Genomic DNA, 19,118 nt, shown 5'->3' with positions numbered 1-19,118 from the left:
TCACGGCACTACTATCGCGGGGTGACCACGCCCGGCGGGCTGCAGCGCAGGCTCGGGACCACCGACGCTGTCGTGATCGGCCTGGGCTCCATGGTGGGTGCGGGCATTTTCGCCGCCCTGGCCCCGGCAGCAGCCGCGGCCGGCAGCGGACTGCTCATCGGCCTCGCCGTCGCCGCCGTCGTCGCCTACTGCAACGCGACGTCCTCGGCTAGGTTGGCCGCGCTCTACCCGCAGTCCGGCGGCACCTACGTCTACGGGCGCGAACGTCTCGGCGAGTTCTGGGGTTACACGGCCGGGTGGAGTTTCATCGTCGGCAAGACCGCGTCGTGTGCGGCGATGGCTTTGACGGTCGGACTCTACGTCTGGCCCCAATGGGCGCATGCCGTGGCGGTGGCCGCCGTCGTGGCGTTGACGGTCGTGAACTACACCGGTATCCAGAAGTCGGCCTTGCTCACCCGGATCATCGTCGCGTGCGTGCTGGCGGTCCTGGCCGCGGTCGTGGTGATCATCGCGGGTTCCGGCAGCACCGACCTCTCCCGACTGGATATCGGTGACGATGTCGGCGCCCGCGGTGCACTCCAGGCCGCGGGCCTGTTGTTCTTCGCATTCGCCGGTTACGCCCGGATCGCCACGCTGGGTGAAGAAGTCCGGGACCCGGCGCGCACCATCCCGCGCGCGATTCCGATCGCACTCGGTATCGCGCTGGTGATCTACGCGGTGGTGGCCGTCGCGGCGCTGTCGGTCCTGGGCAGTTCGGGCCTGGCATCCGCACCCGCACCGCTGGCCGATGCGGTGGCCGCGGCAGGCGCCCCGCAGTGGCAACCCGTGGTGCGGGCCGGAGCTGCGGTCGCGGCGCTGGGCTCGCTACTGGCCCTGATCCTCGGGGTGTCGCGCACGACGCTGGCGATGGCTCGCGACCATCACCTGCCGCACGCATTGGCCGCCGTCCACCCGCGGTTCGCTGTGCCCCACCGGGCCGAGGTGCTGGTCGGCATTGTCGTGGCCATCATGGCCGCCGTGGTGGATCTGCGTGGGGCGATAGGGTTTTCGTCGTTCGCGGTGCTGCTGTACTACGCGATCGCGAATGCCGCCGCCTGGACTCTGGGCCGGAGGGTCATTCCGGCGCTCGGCCTGGCCGGCTGCCTGGTGCTGGCCTTTTCTCTGCCTCTGACGTCGGTGCTCACCGGGCTGGCCGTGGTGGCGCTCGGTGCGGTGATTTATGGCGTGCGCCGGCGCTGACCGGCGCCGAGTGGCCAGTTAAGACACGGACTTTCACGAACAGCGTGACACAAGTGGCCGCTCGGCTACGAACCGCAGGACGCCTAACGGTTGCGGAACGCCTCCACCGCGGTCGGCAGGGTGGGGAAAATCCGGTCGGCACCTACGCGGTCGAGGAAGCCCGCCGCCACCAGGTCGTCGCGCAGATCCGACTTGACCCGGGCCATCGCGAACACGACGCCCTGCGCGGTCAGCTCACGCCGCAACTGCTCCAACGCATCGACAGCGGTCAGGTCGGGATCCACCTGCGCTTCCGCGTTCAGCACGAACCACTCCACCGGGTCGTGGGCCTCCGCTACTGCCGCCAATGCGCGCTCACGGAAATCCTCGGCGTTGGCGAAGAACAGCGGGGCGTCGTAGCGGTAGACGACCAATCCCGGAACTGACACGGCCTCCGGATAGTCATCGACGTCGTGCATTCCCGCGATGCCCGGGACATAGCCGAGGATGCTGTCATGTGGGCGAGCGATCCGACGCAACGCGTCCATGAGGGACAGTGCGATAGCCACCAGCACCCCGTAGAGGACGCCGAGACCCAGCACCGCGACCGTGGTGGCCACGGCGAGGACCAGCTCGCTGCGCCGGAAGCGTGCGAGCCGCCGGAACTCGGCCACATCGATCAGGCGCAGCGCGGCGTAGACCACAAGTGCCCCCAGCGCGGCCATCGGGAAGTGTTCCAGCAGATCACGTCCAGCCAGCATGACCACAAGAACCGTGGCCAGCATCACCAGCGAGTACAACTGGGTGCGGCTGCCCACAGCGTCTCCAAGTGCGGTACGGCTACCGCTGGAGCTGACCGGAAAGCCCTGTGTGACACCGGCTGTCAGGTTGCACACTCCCAGCGCCCGCAGTTCGGCGTTGGCGTCGATGGTCTGACCCTTGCGCGCGGCGAAGGTGCGCGCAGTCAGGGCGTTGTCGGAGAACGCGACAACCGCAATACCGACCGCCGGGATCACCAGGGCCAGCAGTTCGGTCAACGGGACCGGCGGAAGGGCCGGACTCGGCAACCCGGCCGGAATACCACCGACCACTCGGATTCCTTTGTCGTCCAGGGAGAACAGCCACACCGCCGCCGTGGCGGCCAGTACCGCCACCAGCGGGCCGGGAAACCGCGGCGAGAGCCGGTACAGCACCAGTAACAGCGCCAGAACCGTGGCCGACAAGATCACCGTCGGCACATGCAGCGACGGCAGTTCCTTGATGAAAGAGCGGACCTGGTCGATGAACTCGTCACCGGTGACATCCTCACCGGTGACCTTCCCCAACTGGCCGCTGATCATGATGACCGCCACCCCGGTCATGTAGCCGATCAGGACCGGGCGCGACAGCAGGTCGGCCAGGAACCCGAGCCGACACAGACCGGCCGTCAAGCAGATCGCTCCCACCAGCAGTGCCAGCACCGCTGACATCGCCGCGTAGCGCGCCGGGTCGCCGATGGCCAGCGGGGCCAGTGCAGTGGCCGTCATCAGGGCCGTGGTGGATTCCGGCCCGACCGACAGTTGCCGTGACGAACCCAGCAGCGCATAGACCGCCATGGGGACCAGGGCGGCCCACAACCCCGCGACCGGCGGCAGGCCGGCCACCGTCGCGTAGGCCATCACCTGCGGCACCAGGTACGCCGCGACCGTCACCCCGGCCAGGACGTCACCACGCAGCCAGGACCGCTGGTAGCCGGTGAACTGCTCCAGTCCCGGGAGCCACGTTTGGGATGCGCGACGACCGCTCATGGTGTTCAGTCAACACTCGTGATTCCGCTGAGTTGGAAATACGTCGAGACCCGCACCGACGACGACTTCGTCGTCAACCCCGGGGAACGGCTCGATTGGGCCAGCACCATCGGTATCGGTGCCCAGCATGTGGTGGCCATGTTCGGTGCCACGTTTCTGGTGCCGGTGCTCACCGGCTTTCCGCCGGCCACCACCCTGCTGTTCTCCGGGGTCGGGACCATCCTGTTTCTGCTCATCACCGGCAACCGGTTGCCGAGCTATCTGGGGTCGAGTTTCTCGGTGATCGCCCCGGTCACCGCCGCCGTGGCAGCGCACGGAACCGGCAGCGCGCTGGGCGGTTTGATCGCCGTCGGGGTGCTGCTGATCCTCATCGGCGCAGTGGTGCACCTGATCGGAACCCGGTGGATCGACCTGACCTTGCCGCCGGTGGTGACCGGCGCGATCGTCGCGCTGATCGGCTTCAACCTGGCCCCGGCGGCCAAGGCGAATTTCGAGAAGGGCCCGCTGGTCGGGTTGGTGACGTTGGTGTTGCTGGTCGCCACGCTGGCTTTCTTCAAGGGGCTGATCGGCAGGCTGGCGATCTTCGGCGCCGTCGTGATCGGGTACCTGCTGGCGCTGGTCCTCGGCGACGTGGACACCGCGGCGATCGCGGCGGCGCCGTGGATCGGGTTGCCCGAGTTCCACACGCCGGAGTTCAGCCTGGCGGTACTGCCGCTGTTCCTGCCCGCGGTGATCGCATTGGTCGCCGAGAACATCGGGCACGTCAAATCGGTGGGCCAGATGACCGGCACCGACCTCGATCCGATGATCGGCCGTGCGCTGGCCGCCGACGGGGTGGCCACCGTACTGGCCGGCGCCGGCGGCGGTTCGGCCACCACCACCTACGCCGAGAACATCGGCGTGATGGCGGCCACCCGGGTCTACTCGACCGCCGCCTACTGGGTCGCAGCGGCGGTGGCGATCGCATTGTCGTTGTGCCCCAAGGTCGGAGCGGCGATCTCGGCCATCCCGCCGGGCGTGCTGGGCGGGGCGACGATCGTGCTCTACGGTCTGGTCGGCATCCTGGGCGTGCGGATCTGGCTGACCAATCACGTGGACTTCTCCAAACCGGTCAACCAGATGACCGCGGCGATCCCACTGATCATCGGGATCGCCGACTTCACTTGGCAACTCGGCTCACTGACCTTCACCGGGATCGCGCTGGGATCCATCGCCGCGCTGCTGGTGTTCCACGGCATGCGACTGCTGGAGTACCTCGGCAACTTGGCACAACCTACTCACCGAGCGCGTTGACCACCCGGGCGAACACCGACGGTAGCGCCGCCGACGCCGGGGTGATGCAGGCCCGCACCGGACCGAAACCGCTGCCGTGCAGCAGGGCTGCGGTGAGCAACCGGTAGCGGCGGGTCAGCACGCGCCACTGCCGGTCGTAGTCACCGGGCCGATCGGCCCGCACACAACCCACCAGGAGTTCGGCGGCGCCGAACGCCAGGCCCATCCCCTCCCCGGTCAGCGCGTCGACGTAGCCCGCCGCGTCCCCGACCAGCAACACCCGCCCCGCACTGCGGTTGCGAACCTTCTGCCGCAATGGCCCGGCGGCCCGATCCTGGCCGTGCTCAAGGCCGTTGATCCGCTCGACCAGCATCGGAAACGCCGCCAGGTGCTGCTCGAAGCCGCCGCGCTCGGACGTCAGGATCGCGATCCCGACGCAGTTCTCGCCGACGGGGGTCACATACGCCTCGGCGTCGGGTCCCCAGTACACTTCGACGCAATCCGACCACGGGGCAATCTGGACGTGACGCCGAATCCCCCAGCGCCGCCGCCTGCCTTCCCCACCGCTGAGCCCCAGCGAGCGGCGGATCGGCGAGTGCAGACCGTCAGCGGCAGCCAGGTAGCGGGCTCGAAAACCGGCTGCGCTCACCGAGTTCGAGTCCTGGGTGACCGCACCCACCTCACCGTGGACCACCCGGACCCCAGCTGTCGACGCCGCGTCCGACAGTGCGGCGTGCAGCACCGTGCGACGCACGCCGTAGCCGGATCCGTCGCGGAACCTGGCCTCGGCGGTGCGCCGCCCGTCCAGGTAACGGATGCCCCGAAAGGCCCGTCCGTCTACCTCAGCGCCCAGGCGCTGCAACTGCCGGACCGAGTGCGGCATCAGTCCCTCGCCGCAGGCCTTGTCGATCGGGCCCTGCCGGCGTTCCACCACCACGGTCTCCAGCCCGGCGCGCGCCGCGTGCACCGCTGTGGCCAGCCCGGCCGGGCCGCCACCTGCGACGAGCAGATCAATCACGTCAAGCCTTGCAACGCTTCGTTTTCCACCCGGATGCGGGTTCGCAACAGCGCAGCGTTGGCCACGGTGAACACCAGAGCGGTGAGCCACGCTCCGCCGGCCAACGGCAACGCGACTCCTTCCGTGACGACCGCGACATAGTTCGGGTGCGGAATCAACCGGTACGGACCGTCGACGACGCGCGTGGCGCGGGGTACGACCACGACCCTGGTGTTCCACTGCCTGCCCAGCGTGGTGATACACCACCAGCGCAGCGCCTGAGCGGCGAGTACGACCCCCACCATGATCCGGCCGAATATGGGCGACGACCTACGCCTGCGGGCCTCCGCCACCGCGCCCACCAGCAGGGCGCTGTGCAGCGCTACCATCACCGGATAGTGCCCGGCCCCGAATTCCTTGCCACCCTGGGCGATACTCCACTTCAGGTTGCGTTTCGACACGACCAGCTCGAGTACCCGCTCGGCGGCGACGAGGACGATCAGCGCGGTGAATCTCTTGGCCGTCATCAGCGCCAGCGCAGCAGGACGAGTTCGGAGCAGAAACCCGGGCCCATGGCCATCATCACCCCGGGCGTATCCGACTCCGGCCGTTTGCGGATGGTGTCGCGCAGGACGTGCAGCACCGAGGACGACGACAGATTGCCGACGTCGGCGAGAGACTGCCAGGTGAGATCCAGTGCATCCTCAGGTAATCCGAGGGTTTCGATGATCGCCTCGATCACCTTCGGTCCACCCGGATGACTCACCCAGGCGGATACGTCGTCGACGGAAAGGCCGTGGTCCCCGAGGAACCCGGCGACATCGTCTCCGAGGTAACGGCCCACGAAGCTCGGCACCTCCGCACTGAGCACGATCTCGAAACCGTCGGAACCGATGTCCCAGCCCATGGCGTGCAACGAATCCGGGTAGAGATGGCTACGGGAATCCAGCACATCGGGCCCGGTCGGGTTCAGCTTCCTGGCCCGTTCCTCGCCGACCGCGACCACCGCGGCAGCACCGTCACCGAACAGCGCGCCGGCCACCAGCGTCGGCATGGAGGGATTGTGTTTGCGCGTCAGCGAACACAATTCCACCGACACCAGGACCGCCACCTTGTCGGGCGCACCGCGCAGATAGTCGTTGAGCCGGGCGATGCCTGCGGCGCCGGCCACACAACCCAGCCCGAAGATCGGGATGCGGCGCACATCCGGCCGCAGGCCGAGGCGCCCGGCGATCCTGGCGTCCAGTGAAGGGACCACGGCGCCGGTGACAGTGGTGGTGACGATCAGGTCCACATCCTGCGGGCGCAAACCCGCATCGTCGAGCGCGCCGGACAGTGCGGCGCAGCCCAGTTCGGTTGCGTGTTCGATGAACAAGCTGTTGCTCTCACCGAAATCATCGAGCCGGGCGTATTCCTCGAGTGGCAGGACCAGATACCTGCTGTTCACTTTCGCGCTCTTGTGCAGCGCGCGCACCACGTCCTCGGATTCGGCATATCCGGGAATGTCCAGCAGCGCGCTGGTGACCTCGTCCTGGGTATATCGGTGCGGGGGCAGTACAGCGTGGACACCGGCAATGGTGCTGTGGCTGGGCATTCTCGCGACGTTAATTCCCATACCCGTACAACGGGGGCCTACCCGCTGCGGTTCAAACGACCTGCCTGTGAATCAGCTCACGGATCAACCGCGATGACGCTTGTCACGCGCGGGTACACCATTGGGGCCCTCGATGGACCGGGCGTACGTGCCGACGGTGAATGCGATCGCCGATCCCATGATCCCCAGCGCGCGTGCATCGACGTTGTCGATGGTGTCTCGGCGCGTGTGATAGTTCGGATCGAAGGCCACCCCGGCTCGCCCACCCCACAACCGGGCCTGCACCTCGGTCTTGCGCTGCGACGATCCGGTCGTCGTGCCACCGATCGGCACCCCGGCCTGCAGCAGCGGATGGTAGTCGGAGTTGATGCCGATCGGCATGTCCGCGGGCCGCACCCCGGCAAGGTTGAGATATCCCGCCATGGTCCGTTCGATCCCGGCCGAGCCCTCGGGAATCGGCTTGGGATCGGTGGCCTGGCCGGACTGGTCGCCGTCGTAGGTGAAGAACCCCGCGTTGGGCGAGCCGACCATGTCGAAGTTCAGGTATAGCGCGAGGTCGTCAAGTTGGTCCAGCGGCAGGTTGCGCACGTACTGCGTCGACCCTTCCAGCCCCATCTCCTCGGCACCCCAGAACGCGAACCGCACCGCATTGGTCGCCGCCGGCGAACTACCCAGCTGCAGCGCGGTTTCCAGCACGGCTGCCACGCCGGACCCGTTGTCGTTGATACCGGGGCCGCCACCCACACTGTCCAGGTGTGCGCCGACGAGCACCACGTCCGACGCCGAACCGGTCTTCGTCTGCGCGGTCACGTTGCGAGACTTGACCATGTCGGCTTTGCCGTCGAGGGTCAGTCGAACCGGGGCGCTGGTGCCCAGCAGTGCCGCATCTGCGGTTTCGTCGATGACGCCGACCGGCACGGTGAGGTGCCGGTAGTAGCCAGTGCTGAACAACCCACCCGGAGCGGGCTGGCGCCCACGGTTGACCACCAGCAATCCCACCGCACCCTTGTCCAACGCGGTGTTCTGTTTGACCACAACAGAACAGCCGGTGTCGTCCACGACCGCAATGGCGCCCTTGATGTTGACCGAGCCGTAGTCGGCTGCCGTACATCCCGAGGGTTTGACCGGGTGCAACGTAGGCGCAGTGAGCCCGCCCGGTTCCGTCATCACCAGCATCGACGCCTGGTCCACCGGGTAGCTGCGCCCGGACACGCTCAGCTCCGGCTTACCCCCGCGCATCGAACCCATCCGCTCGAACTCGGGTGTCTGCACGTCGAAACCCTTGTCCCGCAGCAGCTGTGCCACGTAGTCGACGCTCGCGTCGTATCCGGAGCTGCCGACCGCCCGGTTGCCGTCATGACTGTCGGCGATCTCCTGCAACTTGCGCAGATGGGTGAACATGGCGTCGACGGTGATCTTGCCCGCCAGGTCCTGGGGCTCGACCGGCGTCGGCACCGACTGGGCCGAGCAACCCGCAAGCGCGGCACCGAGCAGTAGAGCAGCGAGTCGACGCGCCCTCACTGCGCGGTGATCTGGTGGCGCGTGCGGTCTGCGCGGACCGGTAAACCGTTGCGGCCCCGCTGATCTTGGGCATACAGCCCGACAGCAAATGCGACTCCCTCACCATGTATCTGCAGAGCATCCCGGTTCACGTGGTCAAGGGTATCGGTGCTCTTGTGATAGTTCGGGTCGAACGGTTTATCCGCCTCACCGGCCCACAGTTTCGCCTCCTCGGCGTTCATCTTGTCCTCGGCACCCGAGAACAACCCACCTGCAGGAACCCCGGCCATGGTGAACCCGTCGTAGTCCGACCGGCCGTCAAAACTGGTGTCGCGCGGCGTCTTTCCCGCCTCTTTCAGGTAAGTCGACAGCGTGCGCTCGATACCCGCCGAGCCCTCGGGAACACGCGGACGGCCCTGCTCGTCCAGCGGTGCGGACTGGTCACCGTCGTAGGTGAAGTAGCCCGCGTTAGGTGAGCCGAGCATGTCGAAGTTCAGGTACATGGCAATGTCCTTGAGCGCTTCGGTGTCGAGGGACTGGACGTAGTTGGTCGAGCCGAGCAAACCTTCCTCCTCGGCTCCCCAGAAGCCGAACCGCACGGCATTGGCCACCTCGGGCGAATCGCCCAACTGCAGAGCGGTTTCCAGTACGGCGGCCACGCCGGAACCGTTGTCGTTGATCCCGGGGCCCTCCGGCACGCTGTCGAGATGCGCCCCGACCATGACCACGTCGGAGGTCGATCCCGTCTTGGTCTGGGCGATGATGTTGCGGGTGTGCTCGACGCGCACCCCGGCCACGAGCTTGATCGTGGTGGGGCCGGGCGCGTTGCGCAACCGGGCGCCTTCGTCCTTGGTCACGCTGACGACCGGGATCTTCACGTCGGTGTTGCGGCCCAGCGTGCCGCCCATCTTCTCCTCGTTGTTGGTGTTGACGACGATCATCGCGACGGCGCCGCGCTCGGCGGCCGCGGCCTGCTTGTCGGCGAACGGGCACGAGCCACGGTCGACCAGCACGACCGCACCGGCAACGGGTAGACCGTCGTAGTCGGCGGCCTCGCATCCCGGCGTGTCCTCCACCTTGGCAGGCACCAGCGGTGCGGACACCCCTTCCTGGGCCGTGCCGATGGTGAACTCCAGCGGCTTGGCGGTGACGGGCTGGCCACCGACGGTCACCTGCGGGTCCTCGGCGAACGGGAGCTTCACCTCGAACTCCGGCGTCTCCACGTCAAATCCCTTGTCGCGCAGCGCGCCGGCGACGTAGTCCACGCTCGCGTCGTATCCCGCGGTGCCCAGCGCGCGGTTGCCATCGTGCGCGTTGGCAATCTCCTGAAGCTTGCCCAGATGCCCCATCATCGCGTCGGACGACACCTGCGCACGCAACTGGTCGGCGAACACCACCGCCGACGATGACGACTCCCGGGACGCCTGCCCGTCGGTCTGCAGTTCGGTCTTTGCATCACAGCCGGCGAGCCCCATGGTCAGCGCCAGCGCGCCGAGAACTGCCCCCGTCGAAGTACGTCGCATTGCACCCACGGTAGCTGCTGTCCCGAACTGCCAGACCGATAAATCGGTTGCCTGGCGATTTGCTGTGGTGGCATCGTGTTCCCCGACGCCGACAGGGAAGCAGGCCGAGCGGAGTACCGCAACGTTTCTGCGTGTTGCCGGCGGCGTCATGGCACAGGTAAAGGGCCTGAGGTTCGAATCCTCTCCTACAAATCCCCGATACCGCCGCCGGGTCCCACGCGATCAGCGACCTTGTGGCCCGCACCCGCCGGTACGGGGGTGCGACGCCCCGTCACCGATCACGTCCGGCGGCGGTATCCCTTTGCCGCGCAGACACATACACCGGAAGGAGGACACGACATGGGTATCTTCACGTTCAACCGAATCACCGTTTCCGCAGGCCAGTGCGCACTGGAATACCGCGACGGCACGCTGGGTCGTGTCCTGCAACCGGGGCGCCACCGCATTGATGTGGCGGCCTCGGTGGTGCGTGTCGAGATGCGTGAGCAGGTGCTCACGCTGGCTCCGCAGGAGGTGCTGACCTCGGATGCGGTGACGCTGCGGATCACCGTCGCACTGCAGTTCAAGGTGAGCGACGCCGTCGCCTACGTGGAGGCCGCGGCCGATCCGATGGCCGCGGTGTACCTGGCCGCGCAGATCGCCCTGCGGGACCTCGTTGCCGCGGTGACCGCCGACGAGGTGATGCAGCGCGGCAACCGCATCGACGCCGGGGCGATCGCTGCGGCGGCGCGGGCGGCCGGTGCCCGCACCGGGGTCGAGGTGATCGAGGCGTTCGTCAAGGATGTGATCATCCCGGCCGAGATCCGTGCCGCGGCGATGCAGCTGGTGACGGCCAAGGCTAACGGCGCGGCGAAGCTCGAAGCGGCCCGTGCCGAGACCGCAGCGCTGCGCGCGCTGGCCAACGCCGGCAAGCTGCTGGACGCTCACCCGGCCCTGGCGCAGCTGCAGCTGGTCCAGCGCGTGCCGTACGGGTCGAAGGTGGTGCTGGCCCTCGGTAGCGACACGGGAAGCACCGATGCGGTTACCCGCGGTGAGGCGCCTGACCCGGAGTAATTCCGGGTCAGGCGTCCCGCCTGTTCAGTACCACCGCCGCGGCGACAAACGCCACCGCCACCCACCCCATGAAGTAGAACAGCGAGCCCAGCTCGCCCCACGTCGTGAAGTACGTCGGGAACAGCCACTCCACGTGCAGGAACGAAAACATGTTGGCGAACGGCAGCCACGGCCCGATTTTGGGGCCGGTGTTGGGCATGTTGCCGAGCAGGGGCTCGGCCACCAACGGCCACAGCAGCAGGACCGCCACCGCACCGGCCGCGAATCGCACCAGCGCCCCGACTGCCACCCCGAGCACCGCGGCAAGCGCGGCGTACAACGCGAACCCGCCGGCCACCCGCCAGGTCGCCGGGTTGGCCATGGACAGCTGCGTACCCACCACCGGGTCGGCGACCATCCGGGCCACCAGTACCGAGGCCAGCACCATGATCACCGCACACACCGAGGAGAACGCCGCGCACACCACCGCTTTCGCGGTGAGCACCTGCGTGCGGTTCGGGGTGGCCAGCAACGTGGTGCGGATCAGTCCGCTGCGGTACTCCCCGGTCATCGTCATCGAGGACAGCACCATCAGGACCGGAACCCCGAACACCGCGACACCCAGTGCCGCCTTGGACGGGGGCAGCCCGGTGTAGTGGTTCACCGTCATGCCCTGCATGGCGGCCAACCCCAGACTCAGCACCGCGACACCGACCACCGACCACAGTGGGGAGCGGGTCGTGGACAGCTTGATGCGCTCGGCGTCGAGCGCGGCCAGCGCGCTCATCGTGCTTCTCGGTTCTTCGCGCGAGCGCTCATCACAACACCAGCCCGGTAGTCGACGGCATCATCGGTCAGTTTCAGATACGCCTCCTCCAGCGAGGCCTGCCGCTGGCTCAGCTCGTGCAGGGCGATCGCGTTGCGCGCGGCCAGGTCGCCGATCACCTCGATGGCCGCGCCGTGCACTGCCAGCGCATCACCGTCGGCGGCGGCCTCCACCTCGAACCCGGCGCCGGTGAGAACCTCGCGCAGCATCTCCAGCTGAGGGCTGCGAACCCGCACGGTGTCGGCGGATGTGCCGCTGACGAACTCGCTCACGGTGGTCGAGGCGATCAACTTGCCCTGGCCGATCACCACCAAGCGGTCTGCGGTGTTGGACATCTCGGCCAGCAGGTGGCTGGACACGAACACGGTGCGCCCCTCGGCGGCCAGCTCGCGCATCAGGGTGCGCACCCAGTGGATGCCCTCAGGATCCAGGCCGTTGACCGGTTCGTCGAACAGCAGCACCGGCGGGTCGCCCAGCAGCGCGGCGGCGATCCCCAACCGCTGGCTCATGCCCAACGACAGCGCCCCGGCGTTGCGGTCTCCTGCCGCCGTCAGCCCGACCGTCTCGAGCACCTCGTCCACCCGGGTCGCCGGAATCCGGTTGGCCGCGGCGATCCAGCGCAGGTGGTTGCGGGCCGTGCGGTTCGGATGGGCCTGCCGCGCGTCGAGCAGGGCGCCGACCGTGCGCAGCGGGTCACGCAGTTCCCGGTAGTGCTTGCCATCGATGGTCGCGGTCCCGGCACTGGGATGGTCCAGCCCGAGAATCAGCCGCATCGTGGTGGTCTTGCCCGCGCCGTTGGGTCCGAGGAAGCCGGTGACGACGCCTGGTTCGACGGTGCACGTCAGATCGTCGACAGCGCGGTGGGTGCCGTAGAGCTTTGTCAGCCCGGTCAGTTCGATCATCACCGCCATCATTGCAGGCGGTGTCGTTCTGACTGCTCAGGTTCAGATCAGGTGAACATTCCCGCCACATCGGACTCGGTGGTGTTGAGGGTGTCGATGCCGGCGTGAACCGCGGCACACAGCTGGTCCAGCGCCTGCGCCTCTTCGTCGGCTTCCTTGTTCCACTCGCGATACTGCTGATTGAACTGTTCCGACGCCGTGCCGCTCCACATCCCCCCGATGTCGGCCATCAGCGCGGTCTCTTCTTCCAGGATCTGCTTGACCTTGGCGGCCTCGGCATCCAGCTCGGCGGCCAGTTGCCGCGATCGCTCGAACTGGACGGTGATATCGGTGCTCATCCGCAAACCTTCTGTCTCAAATGTTCATGGACTGGGCCAGCGAGCCGGCAGCATCACTGTCGGTCCCCTCATACGCCGCAATCGCTTCGCTGAGGAGGTGCGACATGTCGACCTCTTCCCGTCGGACATCGGACGCCTGGGTGAGGTAGTTCGAGAGTGCGGTCTGGACAGCCGACCCCGACGTTCCCGTCCAGGTCGCGGTGAGCTCACCCGCGATCTCAGCCACCCGGCGCTCGTGCTGGGCGCGATCGGCTGCGAATTTCGACAGTTGGGCAGACTTCTTCCGAAGCTCGTCACCATTCAACCCGAGGGCCATGGCACCTCCCTCTATCCAAGCCAGAAGCGGCGGTCATCTCCATTGAGAAGCGTCGAGAAGATTGTTACACGCCGCCATCAGCCCCGAAGGCACGAATTCAGGCGTCACATCCGGCCTGCGCCACGACCAGATCGGCAACCGCGCGCATGCCTGCGGCGTTGGGATGCAGCGGCGCGGGCCGGCACGGCCAGGGCAGCCCCGGCCGGGTGGTCCAGGGCTGGGCCGACCAGGCATGGTGCGTCAGGCTCGCCTGCGCGGCGCGCACCCACCCGCAGCCCGTCTCGGCGGCAGCCTCTCCGGTGAGCCGTTCCAGCGTGGCCGCGACGTGCCGCCCCAGCGCCGCATCGGTCAGCGACAACGGCGGCGCAGCGACACCTTCCGGCGGCAGCATGGTCAGGTAGTCCACGAACAACACCTGGGCCTGCGGCGCTCGCCGGCGTACCTCACGCCCCACCGTCACGAGAGGATCGGCCACATCGGTCAACGCGGTTTCCCGCGCGTCGGGGTCGAGCAGGCCGCGAAGCTGCGGCCCCACCAGGGGCAGGGACCGGGTGAAACGCGGCAACGCAGCGGCCATCAGCTGGGGCACATAGCCGGCGTCGTTGCCCCCGATGGTGATCGTGACCAGCGCCTCGGATCCGTCGAGTGCCTCGATCTGCGGCGGCGCACCGTTCTGCCGATCGCGCAGCACATGCGCGGTGGTGGCGCCCGAATAGGTCACGTCCACCAGGTCGAGCCCGAGTTCGGCCGCCACCAGGTGCGGGTAATTGCGTGCCGAGCGGCCCGCCTGCCACGGCGCGCCTTCTGCCGATGGCTTGATCCCCGGCCCGGCAGCCATCGAACTGCCCAGGGCCACATAGCGGCTCACAGCGATCCCTCCTGTTGACTCTGCGTCCACGGCGCAAAAGTGCGAGTAGACAATGCCATCACCGCAGAGTCAACGCCGAGTTACAACGCGGGGCTCGACGCCTGCGCCCAGAAACGCTTCGGGATACGGCCCGCCTGACGCGCCAGATATCCGGCGGTGACGGCGGCCGACATCGCCGCGGCCATGGTCGGCGGATCGGAAGCCCGGGTGACGGCCGTGGCCAACAGCACGGCGTCACAACCCAATTCCATCGCCAGCGCCGCATCCGATGCCGTGCCGATGCCCGCGTCCAGCACCACCGGCACCCCCGCCTGCTCGACGATCATCTCGATGTTGTGCGGGTTGGAGATGCCCAGGCCGGTGCCGATCGGCGAGCCGAGCGGCATCACCGCGGCACACCCGGTGTCCTCCAGCCGGCGGGCCAGCACCGGGTCGTCGTTGGTGTAGGGCAGGACGATGAACCCGTCGTCTACCAATTGTTCTGCGGCCTTGACCAATTCGATGGCGTCGGGAAGCAGTGTGCGTTCGTCGGCGATGACTTCGAGCTTGACCAGGTCGGTGCCAAGCGCCTCACGGGCCAACTGCGCCGTGAGCACCGCCTCGGCCGCGCCGCGACAACCCGCGGTGTTGGGCAGCGCCGCGATGCCCAGCCGGTTGAGCAGGTCCAGCACACCGGTTCCCCCCGCGGCGTCCACCCGTCGCATGGCCACGGTCGTCAACTCTGTCCCCGAGGCGACCAGGGCCTCTTCCAGCACAGCCAGATTCGGCGCGCCGCCGGTACCCATGATCAGCCGGGAGCCGAACTCCCGGCCGCCGATGCTGAGTTTTGATTCCCCGGTCGCTGCGCTCCTGCCCGCCGCCTGCGCGGAGTCAGCCACCCTGCACCGCCGTCACAACCTCCACCCGGGCGCCGTCGGCCAGTGTCCGGTCCCATTCCGCCCGCGGCAAAACCGTCCAGTCGAGCGCGACAGCTATGCCCTTGTCCGGGAAGCCCCGGGTTTCCAGCAACCCTTCGATGGTGGTCTGCTCGTCCACCTCAAGGGTCTCGTTGTTGACCGTGATGGTGATCATTTCGCTCCCACACTCATCTCGAGTTCAGCCGCGATCCGCTCAGCGGTCCACGGCGCCAACAGAAATCCGTTCCGGCCGTGCCCGACGGCCACCAGCGTGCGCTCGTCGACCCGTTCGACGATCGGCAACCCGTCCGGTGTCATCGGCCGCAGCCCCGCCGCGGTCTCGGCCAGCTCGTACTCGCCGAGCGCGGGCACCACCGCGCAGGCGTCCTCGAGAAGGTCGCGCACGCCGCTGACCACCGGCGCGGTGTCGCGACCATGCTCGTACTGGGTCGCACCGACCACCACGCCGTCGGGGCGCGGCACCAGGTACACGGGCCGGCCGTGCACGCGAGCCCGGATCACCCGCTGCGGCACCGGCATACAGCCCTTGCGCCACCGCAGCCGCAGCACCTCCCCCTTCACCGGCCGCACCGGCAGCCCGGGCAGGAGCTTCGGGGAGTCGATCCCATTGGCGATCACCCGGACGTCCCCCTCGACGTCGTCCAGGTTCTCGACGGGCCCGGCCCACCGCACCGCCAGCCGCTCGCAGTGTGCGGCCAGCCCGTCGACGACGGCTCGATTGTCCACCGCAAGTTCGGTGGTGGCCCGGAACCCGTGCCGGATGCCCTGTGCCAGTAGCGGTTCCACGTCCCGCGCGGCCGTCGTCACCTCGACCGGCTGCCCCTGGGCCGACAACCATTCGGCCACGGTGTGCAGATCGGACACATCGGCCCGGTCGACCGCGACCACCAGCGACTCCCGCGCGGTGACCACCTCGGGCGCCAGCCCGTCGAGGAATCCCGAGTGCCACAGCTTCAGCGATTCCAGACCGATCTGCAGCATCTGCTCTTCACCCGGCCAGCCTTCGCTGTGCGGGGCGAGCATGCCGCCGGCCACCCACGAGGCCCCGCGCTCGGTGCTGCAGTGCAGCCGGACGGTCCAACCGTCGAGTGCAGCCCGGCGTGCGACCGACAGACCGATCACACCGCCGCCGATGACGGCGAGTGTCCTGGCTCCTCCTGCTGCCATACTCCGCTCCCTACGCCGGCATGACCCGGATCAGGTGTGACGGTCAGGGCCGGTCCGTGTGCCCACTCTCAGCCCCGCGTCCCCGGGACTCCCGTATTGATTGCCAGTCCAGGGTACTCGGGCGCTACCGGCTACCGTCGCGGTGTGGAATCACCCGCCGACCGATTGCAGCGCGCCTCCCTCTACCTGTGCACCGACGCCCGCCGGGAGCGCGGTGACCTGGCCGAATTCGCCGATGCGGCGCTGGCCGGCGGGGTGGACCTGATCCAGCTGCGCGACAAGGGTTCGGCCGGCGAGAAACAGTTCGGCCCGCTGGAGGCCCGCCACGAACTCGAGGCGCTGGAGATCCTGGCCGACGCGGCACGCCGCCACGGCGCACTGCTGGCGGTCAACGACCGCGCCGATATCGCGCTGGCGGCCGGGGCCGACGTGCTGCACCTGGGCCAGGACGATCTGCCGCTGGACGTCGCGCGGGGCATCATCGGGCACCGTCCGGTGATCGGCCGCTCCACCCATGACGCCGCGCAAGCCGCGGCCGCCATCGATGAGCAGGTGGACTACTTCTGCGTCGGCCCGTGCTGGCCGACTCCCACCAAGCCGGGCCGGACCGCGCCGGGACTGGACCTGGTGCGCTCGACGGCGGCTCTCAATCCGGCCAAGCCATGGTTCGCGATCGGCGGGATCGATCAGCAGCGGCTGCCCGAGGTGCTCGCGGCCGGGGCCCGGCGCATCGTGGTGGTCCGCGCGATCACCGCAGCCGAAGACCCGCGTGCGGCAGCCGAGGAATTGAAAGCGGCTGTCAGCGCGGCGGGTTGACCTCAAGCGGTAGCGAGGCCGTCACCGTCCGCAGCTGCTCCCAGCTGGCGGCGAACCCGGGATGCAGCGGCAGTGCCGCGACTTCGTCCTCGGCCACCCAACGCAATTCCGAGCTCTCCCGATTAGGGATGGTCTCCAGCGGTTCGGGCACGTCGGCGATCACGGTGGTGTAGCTCCAGTGCGTGCCACCGATACCGGCCACCTCGGCCGTCACCACTGTGGTCCGCACGGTGAGCTGCTCGGCCGTCACGCCGGCTTCCTCGTTGGCTTCCCGCACCGCGGCCTGCTCGGCGGTCTCGTGACTGTCACGGGCACCTCCGGGCAAGGCCCAGGTTCCGCCCTGATGACTCCACGGTGCGCGGTGTTGCAGCAGTACAGCGGCAGATCCACCCGGCCACGGCGCGCGCAAAAGTAACCCGGCGGCACCGTGACGCCCCCAATACCGGGCGCCGTTGTCGGAGAACACCCAGCCGTCACCGTCGCCACGCACGCGTACAGCTTAGGGAACGTCGTGTGTTTCGGTGGACCTCAATTTCTCCGCGAGCCTAAGTGGGCGCTCTTAGAATTTTTTTATAGTGTGGGAACAGCCGTAAGCACCGAAATAAATGAGGTCCGTGCGCAGGTGACTGTGGAGTTGGCACATCCCTCGACCGAACCGCTCGCGTCCCGGTCGCCGACCACGCCTGCCCACCCGCGGTGGTGGTTTCTATGGACCACTCCGGGCCGTATCCTGACCATCGGGCTGGTGTTGTCGGCACTTGTGATCGCCAGTGCGTTCGCCACCTCCACCACGATCAACGACCGCCAGCAGGCGCTGACCACCGTGCTCGATCACACCGAGCCCCTGGCGTTCGCGGCGGGCCAGCTCTACACCACACTGTCGGTCGCCGACGCCGCCGCGGCCACGGCCTTCATCGCCGGCGCCGAGCCCCGCGACGTCCGGCAGCGCTACGAGCAAGCCATCACCGATGCGTCCGTGGCGGTCACCCGTGCGTCGAGCGGGCTGACCGACGAATCGCTGGTGCAATTGCTCGGCCGGATCAACGCCCGGCTGGCGGTCTACACCGGCCTGGTGGAGACCGCGCGGACCAACAACCGGGCCGGCAACCCGGTGGGTTCCTCGTACCTGTCGGAAGCCTCGGCGCTGATGCAGTCGCAGATCCTGCCCGACGCGCAACGCCTTTACGAGGAGACCTCGGCCCGGGTGGACGCCGAGACCACCGCCTCCACCCGAATCCCGGCCGCGGTGATGTTGGTGGTGCTGGCGACGTTGATGTTCGGCGCGTTCGCCAACCGCTGGCTGGCGCGACGCACCCGGCGCCGGGTCAACATCGGTTTCGTGGCCGGCGGGATGGCGGTGCTGATCATGCTGATCTGGGTCACGACGGCGCTGGTGATCTCCACGTCGGACAGCCGCAGCGCCAAGGACACGGCCGCCGAATCCCTCAAGACCGTGACCAACCTGGCCATCACCGCCCAGCAGGCCCGGGCCGACGAGACACTGGCGCTGATCCGGCGTGGCGACGAAAACCTGCGTAAGCAGTCCTACTACCAACGCATCGAGGCAATGCAGCAGCAGCTCGCCCAATATCTGGCCCGTGACACCCGCATCGACAAGAGCGATCTGACGGGTGCCGAAGATCTGCTCACCAAATGGCGCACGGCCGATGACCGGATCAACGCATACATCGCGGTAGGCAACTACCAGGCGGCGACGCAGGTGGCGCTGGGCACCGGCGAGGACGATTCCACGTCGGCCTTCGACAAGCTCGACGACGTGTTGTCCAAGGGCATCGAACAGAGCCGCAGCCAGTTGCGCAATGACATCGCCAATGCCCGCCGGGTGCTGTCCGGTGCGACGGTGGGCGCCGCGCTGCTCAGTGTGGCCGCGGCGCTGGCGGTGGCGTTGGGACTGTGGCCCCGGCTGAGTGAGTACCGCTGATGAGCGCTTGCGCGAAGAAGAGACAGCCGCTGATGAGCGCTTGCGCGAAGAAGAGACAGCCGCTGATGAGCGCTTGCGCGAAGAAGAGACAGCCGCTGATGAG

General features: G+C 68.0%; 20 protein-coding genes and 1 riboswitch. Of the genes, 5 read left to right on the top strand and 15 right to left on the bottom strand.

All coding sequences use genetic code 11. From position 1 onward, the window contains the following. Positions 1–21: 21 nt before the first annotated feature. Positions 22–1,239 (top strand): APC family permease, encoded by a 1,218-nt coding sequence (locus A5779_RS01500; protein ID WP_064878239.1) that lies wholly within the window; start codon positions 22–24, stop codon positions 1,237–1,239. Between the two features lie 83 nt (positions 1,240–1,322). Here the strand turns inward: A5779_RS01500 and A5779_RS01495 are convergent, their stop codons facing one another. Next, positions 1,323–3,005, bottom strand: coding sequence for a SulP family inorganic anion transporter (locus A5779_RS01495; RefSeq protein WP_064878237.1), 1,683 nt, complete (start codon positions 3,003–3,005; stop codon positions 1,323–1,325). A gap of 18 nt (positions 3,006–3,023) precedes the next feature. On the opposite strand from A5779_RS01495, the gene A5779_RS01490 reads away from it, so the two are divergent. Then, the gene (locus A5779_RS01490; protein WP_064878235.1) at positions 3,024–4,298 is read left to right on the top strand and encodes a uracil-xanthine permease family protein; all 1,275 of its coding nucleotides are present in this window, start codon (positions 3,024–3,026) and stop codon (positions 4,296–4,298) included. On the opposite strand, the gene A5779_RS01485 is transcribed toward A5779_RS01490, so the two are convergent. The 5 genes from A5779_RS01485 to A5779_RS01465 form a co-directional block, all read right to left on the bottom strand. Next, positions 4,279–5,295: an NAD(P)/FAD-dependent oxidoreductase gene (locus tag A5779_RS01485; RefSeq protein ID WP_064878233.1), complete on the bottom strand. Its 1,017-nt coding sequence runs from the start codon at positions 5,293–5,295 to the stop codon at positions 4,279–4,281. The two genes, A5779_RS01490 and A5779_RS01485, sit on opposite strands and share 20 nt — an antisense overlap. Further along, positions 5,292–5,801 carry an isoprenylcysteine carboxyl methyltransferase family protein gene (locus A5779_RS01480; RefSeq protein WP_064878231.1) on the bottom strand — a complete coding sequence of 170 codons (510 nt, stop codon included), beginning with the start codon at positions 5,799–5,801 and terminating at the stop codon, positions 5,292–5,294. The genes A5779_RS01485 and A5779_RS01480 overlap by 4 nt, the downstream gene beginning before the upstream one ends. Continuing rightward, positions 5,801–6,868 carry a type III polyketide synthase gene (locus A5779_RS01475; RefSeq protein ID WP_236734614.1) on the bottom strand — a complete coding sequence of 356 codons (1,068 nt, stop codon included), beginning with the start codon at positions 6,866–6,868 and terminating at the stop codon, positions 5,801–5,803. Before A5779_RS01475 ends, A5779_RS01480 begins: the two co-directional genes overlap by 1 nt. A gap of 84 nt (positions 6,869–6,952) precedes the next feature. Next, on the bottom strand, positions 6,953–8,389 hold the full coding sequence (locus A5779_RS01470; RefSeq protein ID WP_064878227.1) for a M28 family metallopeptidase: 1,437 nt from the start codon (positions 8,387–8,389) through the stop codon (positions 6,953–6,955). After that, complete coding sequence (locus tag A5779_RS01465) at positions 8,386–9,891, bottom strand: M28 family metallopeptidase (RefSeq protein ID WP_064878225.1); 1,506 nt, start codon at positions 9,889–9,891, stop codon at positions 8,386–8,388. The genes A5779_RS01470 and A5779_RS01465 overlap by 4 nt, the downstream gene beginning before the upstream one ends. 339 nt (positions 9,892–10,230) lie before the next feature. Here A5779_RS01465 and A5779_RS01460 point away from each other — a divergent pair, with 339 nt between their 5' ends. Next, positions 10,231–10,944: a slipin family protein gene (locus A5779_RS01460; RefSeq protein ID WP_064878223.1), complete on the top strand. Its 714-nt coding sequence runs from the start codon at positions 10,231–10,233 to the stop codon at positions 10,942–10,944. 7 nt (positions 10,945–10,951) lie between these two features. Here A5779_RS01460 and A5779_RS01455 read toward each other — a convergent pair whose 3' ends face one another. From A5779_RS01455 to thiO, 8 genes are all read right to left on the bottom strand, one after another. Beyond that, complete coding sequence (locus A5779_RS01455) at positions 10,952–11,710, bottom strand: ABC transporter permease (protein WP_064878221.1); 759 nt, start codon at positions 11,708–11,710, stop codon at positions 10,952–10,954. Continuing rightward, positions 11,707–12,651 (bottom strand): ABC transporter ATP-binding protein, encoded by a 945-nt coding sequence (locus A5779_RS01450; protein WP_064878313.1) that lies wholly within the window; start codon positions 12,649–12,651, stop codon positions 11,707–11,709. The genes A5779_RS01455 and A5779_RS01450 overlap by 4 nt, the downstream gene beginning before the upstream one ends. A gap of 47 nt (positions 12,652–12,698) precedes the next feature. After that, positions 12,699–12,989, bottom strand: a complete 291-nt coding sequence (locus A5779_RS01445) for a WXG100 family type VII secretion target (RefSeq protein ID WP_064878219.1) — start codon at positions 12,987–12,989, stop codon at positions 12,699–12,701. A gap of 16 nt (positions 12,990–13,005) precedes the next feature. After that, entirely contained in the window at positions 13,006–13,305 is a 300-nt protein-coding gene (locus tag A5779_RS01440) for a WXG100 family type VII secretion target (RefSeq protein ID WP_064878217.1), read from the bottom strand. A 97-nt stretch (positions 13,306–13,402) separates the two neighbouring features. Then, positions 13,403–14,173: an SGNH/GDSL hydrolase family protein gene (locus tag A5779_RS01435; RefSeq protein WP_207549010.1), complete on the bottom strand. Its 771-nt coding sequence runs from the start codon at positions 14,171–14,173 to the stop codon at positions 13,403–13,405. Between the two features lie 80 nt (positions 14,174–14,253). Beyond that, a complete protein-coding gene (thiG, locus tag A5779_RS01430; RefSeq protein WP_082941474.1) occupies positions 14,254–15,051 on the bottom strand; it encodes a thiazole synthase in 798 nt (265 codons plus the stop codon). Beyond that, positions 15,044–15,244, bottom strand: coding sequence for a sulfur carrier protein ThiS (thiS, locus tag A5779_RS01425; RefSeq protein ID WP_055110632.1), 201 nt, complete (start codon positions 15,242–15,244; stop codon positions 15,044–15,046). Before thiS ends, thiG begins: the two co-directional genes overlap by 8 nt. Further along, positions 15,241–16,257, bottom strand: a complete 1,017-nt coding sequence (gene thiO, locus A5779_RS01420) for a glycine oxidase ThiO (protein WP_064878215.1) — start codon at positions 16,255–16,257, stop codon at positions 15,241–15,243. Before thiO ends, thiS begins: the two co-directional genes overlap by 4 nt. Continuing rightward, positions 16,248–16,362, bottom strand: a riboswitch (TPP riboswitch). It overlaps the preceding gene by 10 nt. 39 nt (positions 16,363–16,401) lie before the next feature. Here thiO and thiE point away from each other — a divergent pair. Then, positions 16,402–17,073 carry a thiamine phosphate synthase gene (gene thiE, locus A5779_RS01415; RefSeq protein ID WP_064878213.1) on the top strand — a complete coding sequence of 224 codons (672 nt, stop codon included), beginning with the start codon at positions 16,402–16,404 and terminating at the stop codon, positions 17,071–17,073. Here the strand turns inward: thiE and A5779_RS01410 are convergent. Then, complete coding sequence (locus A5779_RS01410) at positions 17,057–17,563, bottom strand: NUDIX hydrolase (RefSeq protein WP_055110634.1); 507 nt, start codon at positions 17,561–17,563, stop codon at positions 17,057–17,059. The genes thiE and A5779_RS01410 overlap by 17 nt on opposite strands. A gap of 132 nt (positions 17,564–17,695) precedes the next feature. Here A5779_RS01410 and glnX point away from each other — a divergent pair, with 132 nt between their 5' ends. Continuing rightward, on the top strand, positions 17,696–19,015 hold the full coding sequence (gene glnX / locus A5779_RS01405; RefSeq protein ID WP_064878210.1) for a protein kinase G-activating protein GlnX: 1,320 nt from the start codon (positions 17,696–17,698) through the stop codon (positions 19,013–19,015). The last annotated feature ends 103 nt before the right edge of the window (positions 19,016–19,118 follow it).

The sequence above is a fragment of the Mycolicibacterium peregrinum genome (assembly GCF_001665625.1).
Taxonomy (GTDB): Bacteria; Actinomycetota; Actinomycetes; order Mycobacteriales; family Mycobacteriaceae; genus Mycobacterium; species Mycobacterium peregrinum_B.
Note: the sequence above shows the minus strand (reverse complement) of the source record. Positions and strands in the feature narration are given on the sequence as shown.

Bases quoted from the DNA above. Each gene is read 5' to 3' on its own strand.
- A5779_RS01495 (WP_064878237.1), bottom strand. From the start codon at position 3,005: ATGAGCGGTCGTCGCGCATCCCAAACGTGGCTCCCGGGACTGGAGCAG.
- A5779_RS01480 (WP_064878231.1), bottom strand. From the start codon at position 5,801: ATGACGGCCAAGAGATTCACCGCGCTGATCGTCCTCGTCGCCGCCGAG.
- A5779_RS01475 (WP_236734614.1), bottom strand. From the start codon at position 6,868: ATGCCCAGCCACAGCACCATTGCCGGTGTCCACGCTGTACTGCCCCCG.
- A5779_RS01465 (WP_064878225.1), bottom strand. From the start codon at position 9,891: ATGCGACGTACTTCGACGGGGGCAGTTCTCGGCGCGCTGGCGCTGACC.
- A5779_RS01460 (WP_064878223.1), top strand. From the start codon at position 10,231: ATGGGTATCTTCACGTTCAACCGAATCACCGTTTCCGCAGGCCAGTGC.
- A5779_RS01455 (WP_064878221.1), bottom strand. From the start codon at position 11,710: ATGAGCGCGCTGGCCGCGCTCGACGCCGAGCGCATCAAGCTGTCCACG.
- A5779_RS01450 (WP_064878313.1), bottom strand. From the start codon at position 12,651: ATGATCGAACTGACCGGGCTGACAAAGCTCTACGGCACCCACCGCGCT.
- A5779_RS01445 (WP_064878219.1), bottom strand. From the start codon at position 12,989: ATGAGCACCGATATCACCGTCCAGTTCGAGCGATCGCGGCAACTGGCC.
- A5779_RS01440 (WP_064878217.1), bottom strand. From the start codon at position 13,305: ATGGCCCTCGGGTTGAATGGTGACGAGCTTCGGAAGAAGTCTGCCCAA.
- thiS (WP_055110632.1), bottom strand. From the start codon at position 15,244: ATGATCACCATCACGGTCAACAACGAGACCCTTGAGGTGGACGAGCAG.
- thiO (WP_064878215.1), bottom strand. From the start codon at position 16,257: ATGGCAGCAGGAGGAGCCAGGACACTCGCCGTCATCGGCGGCGGTGTG.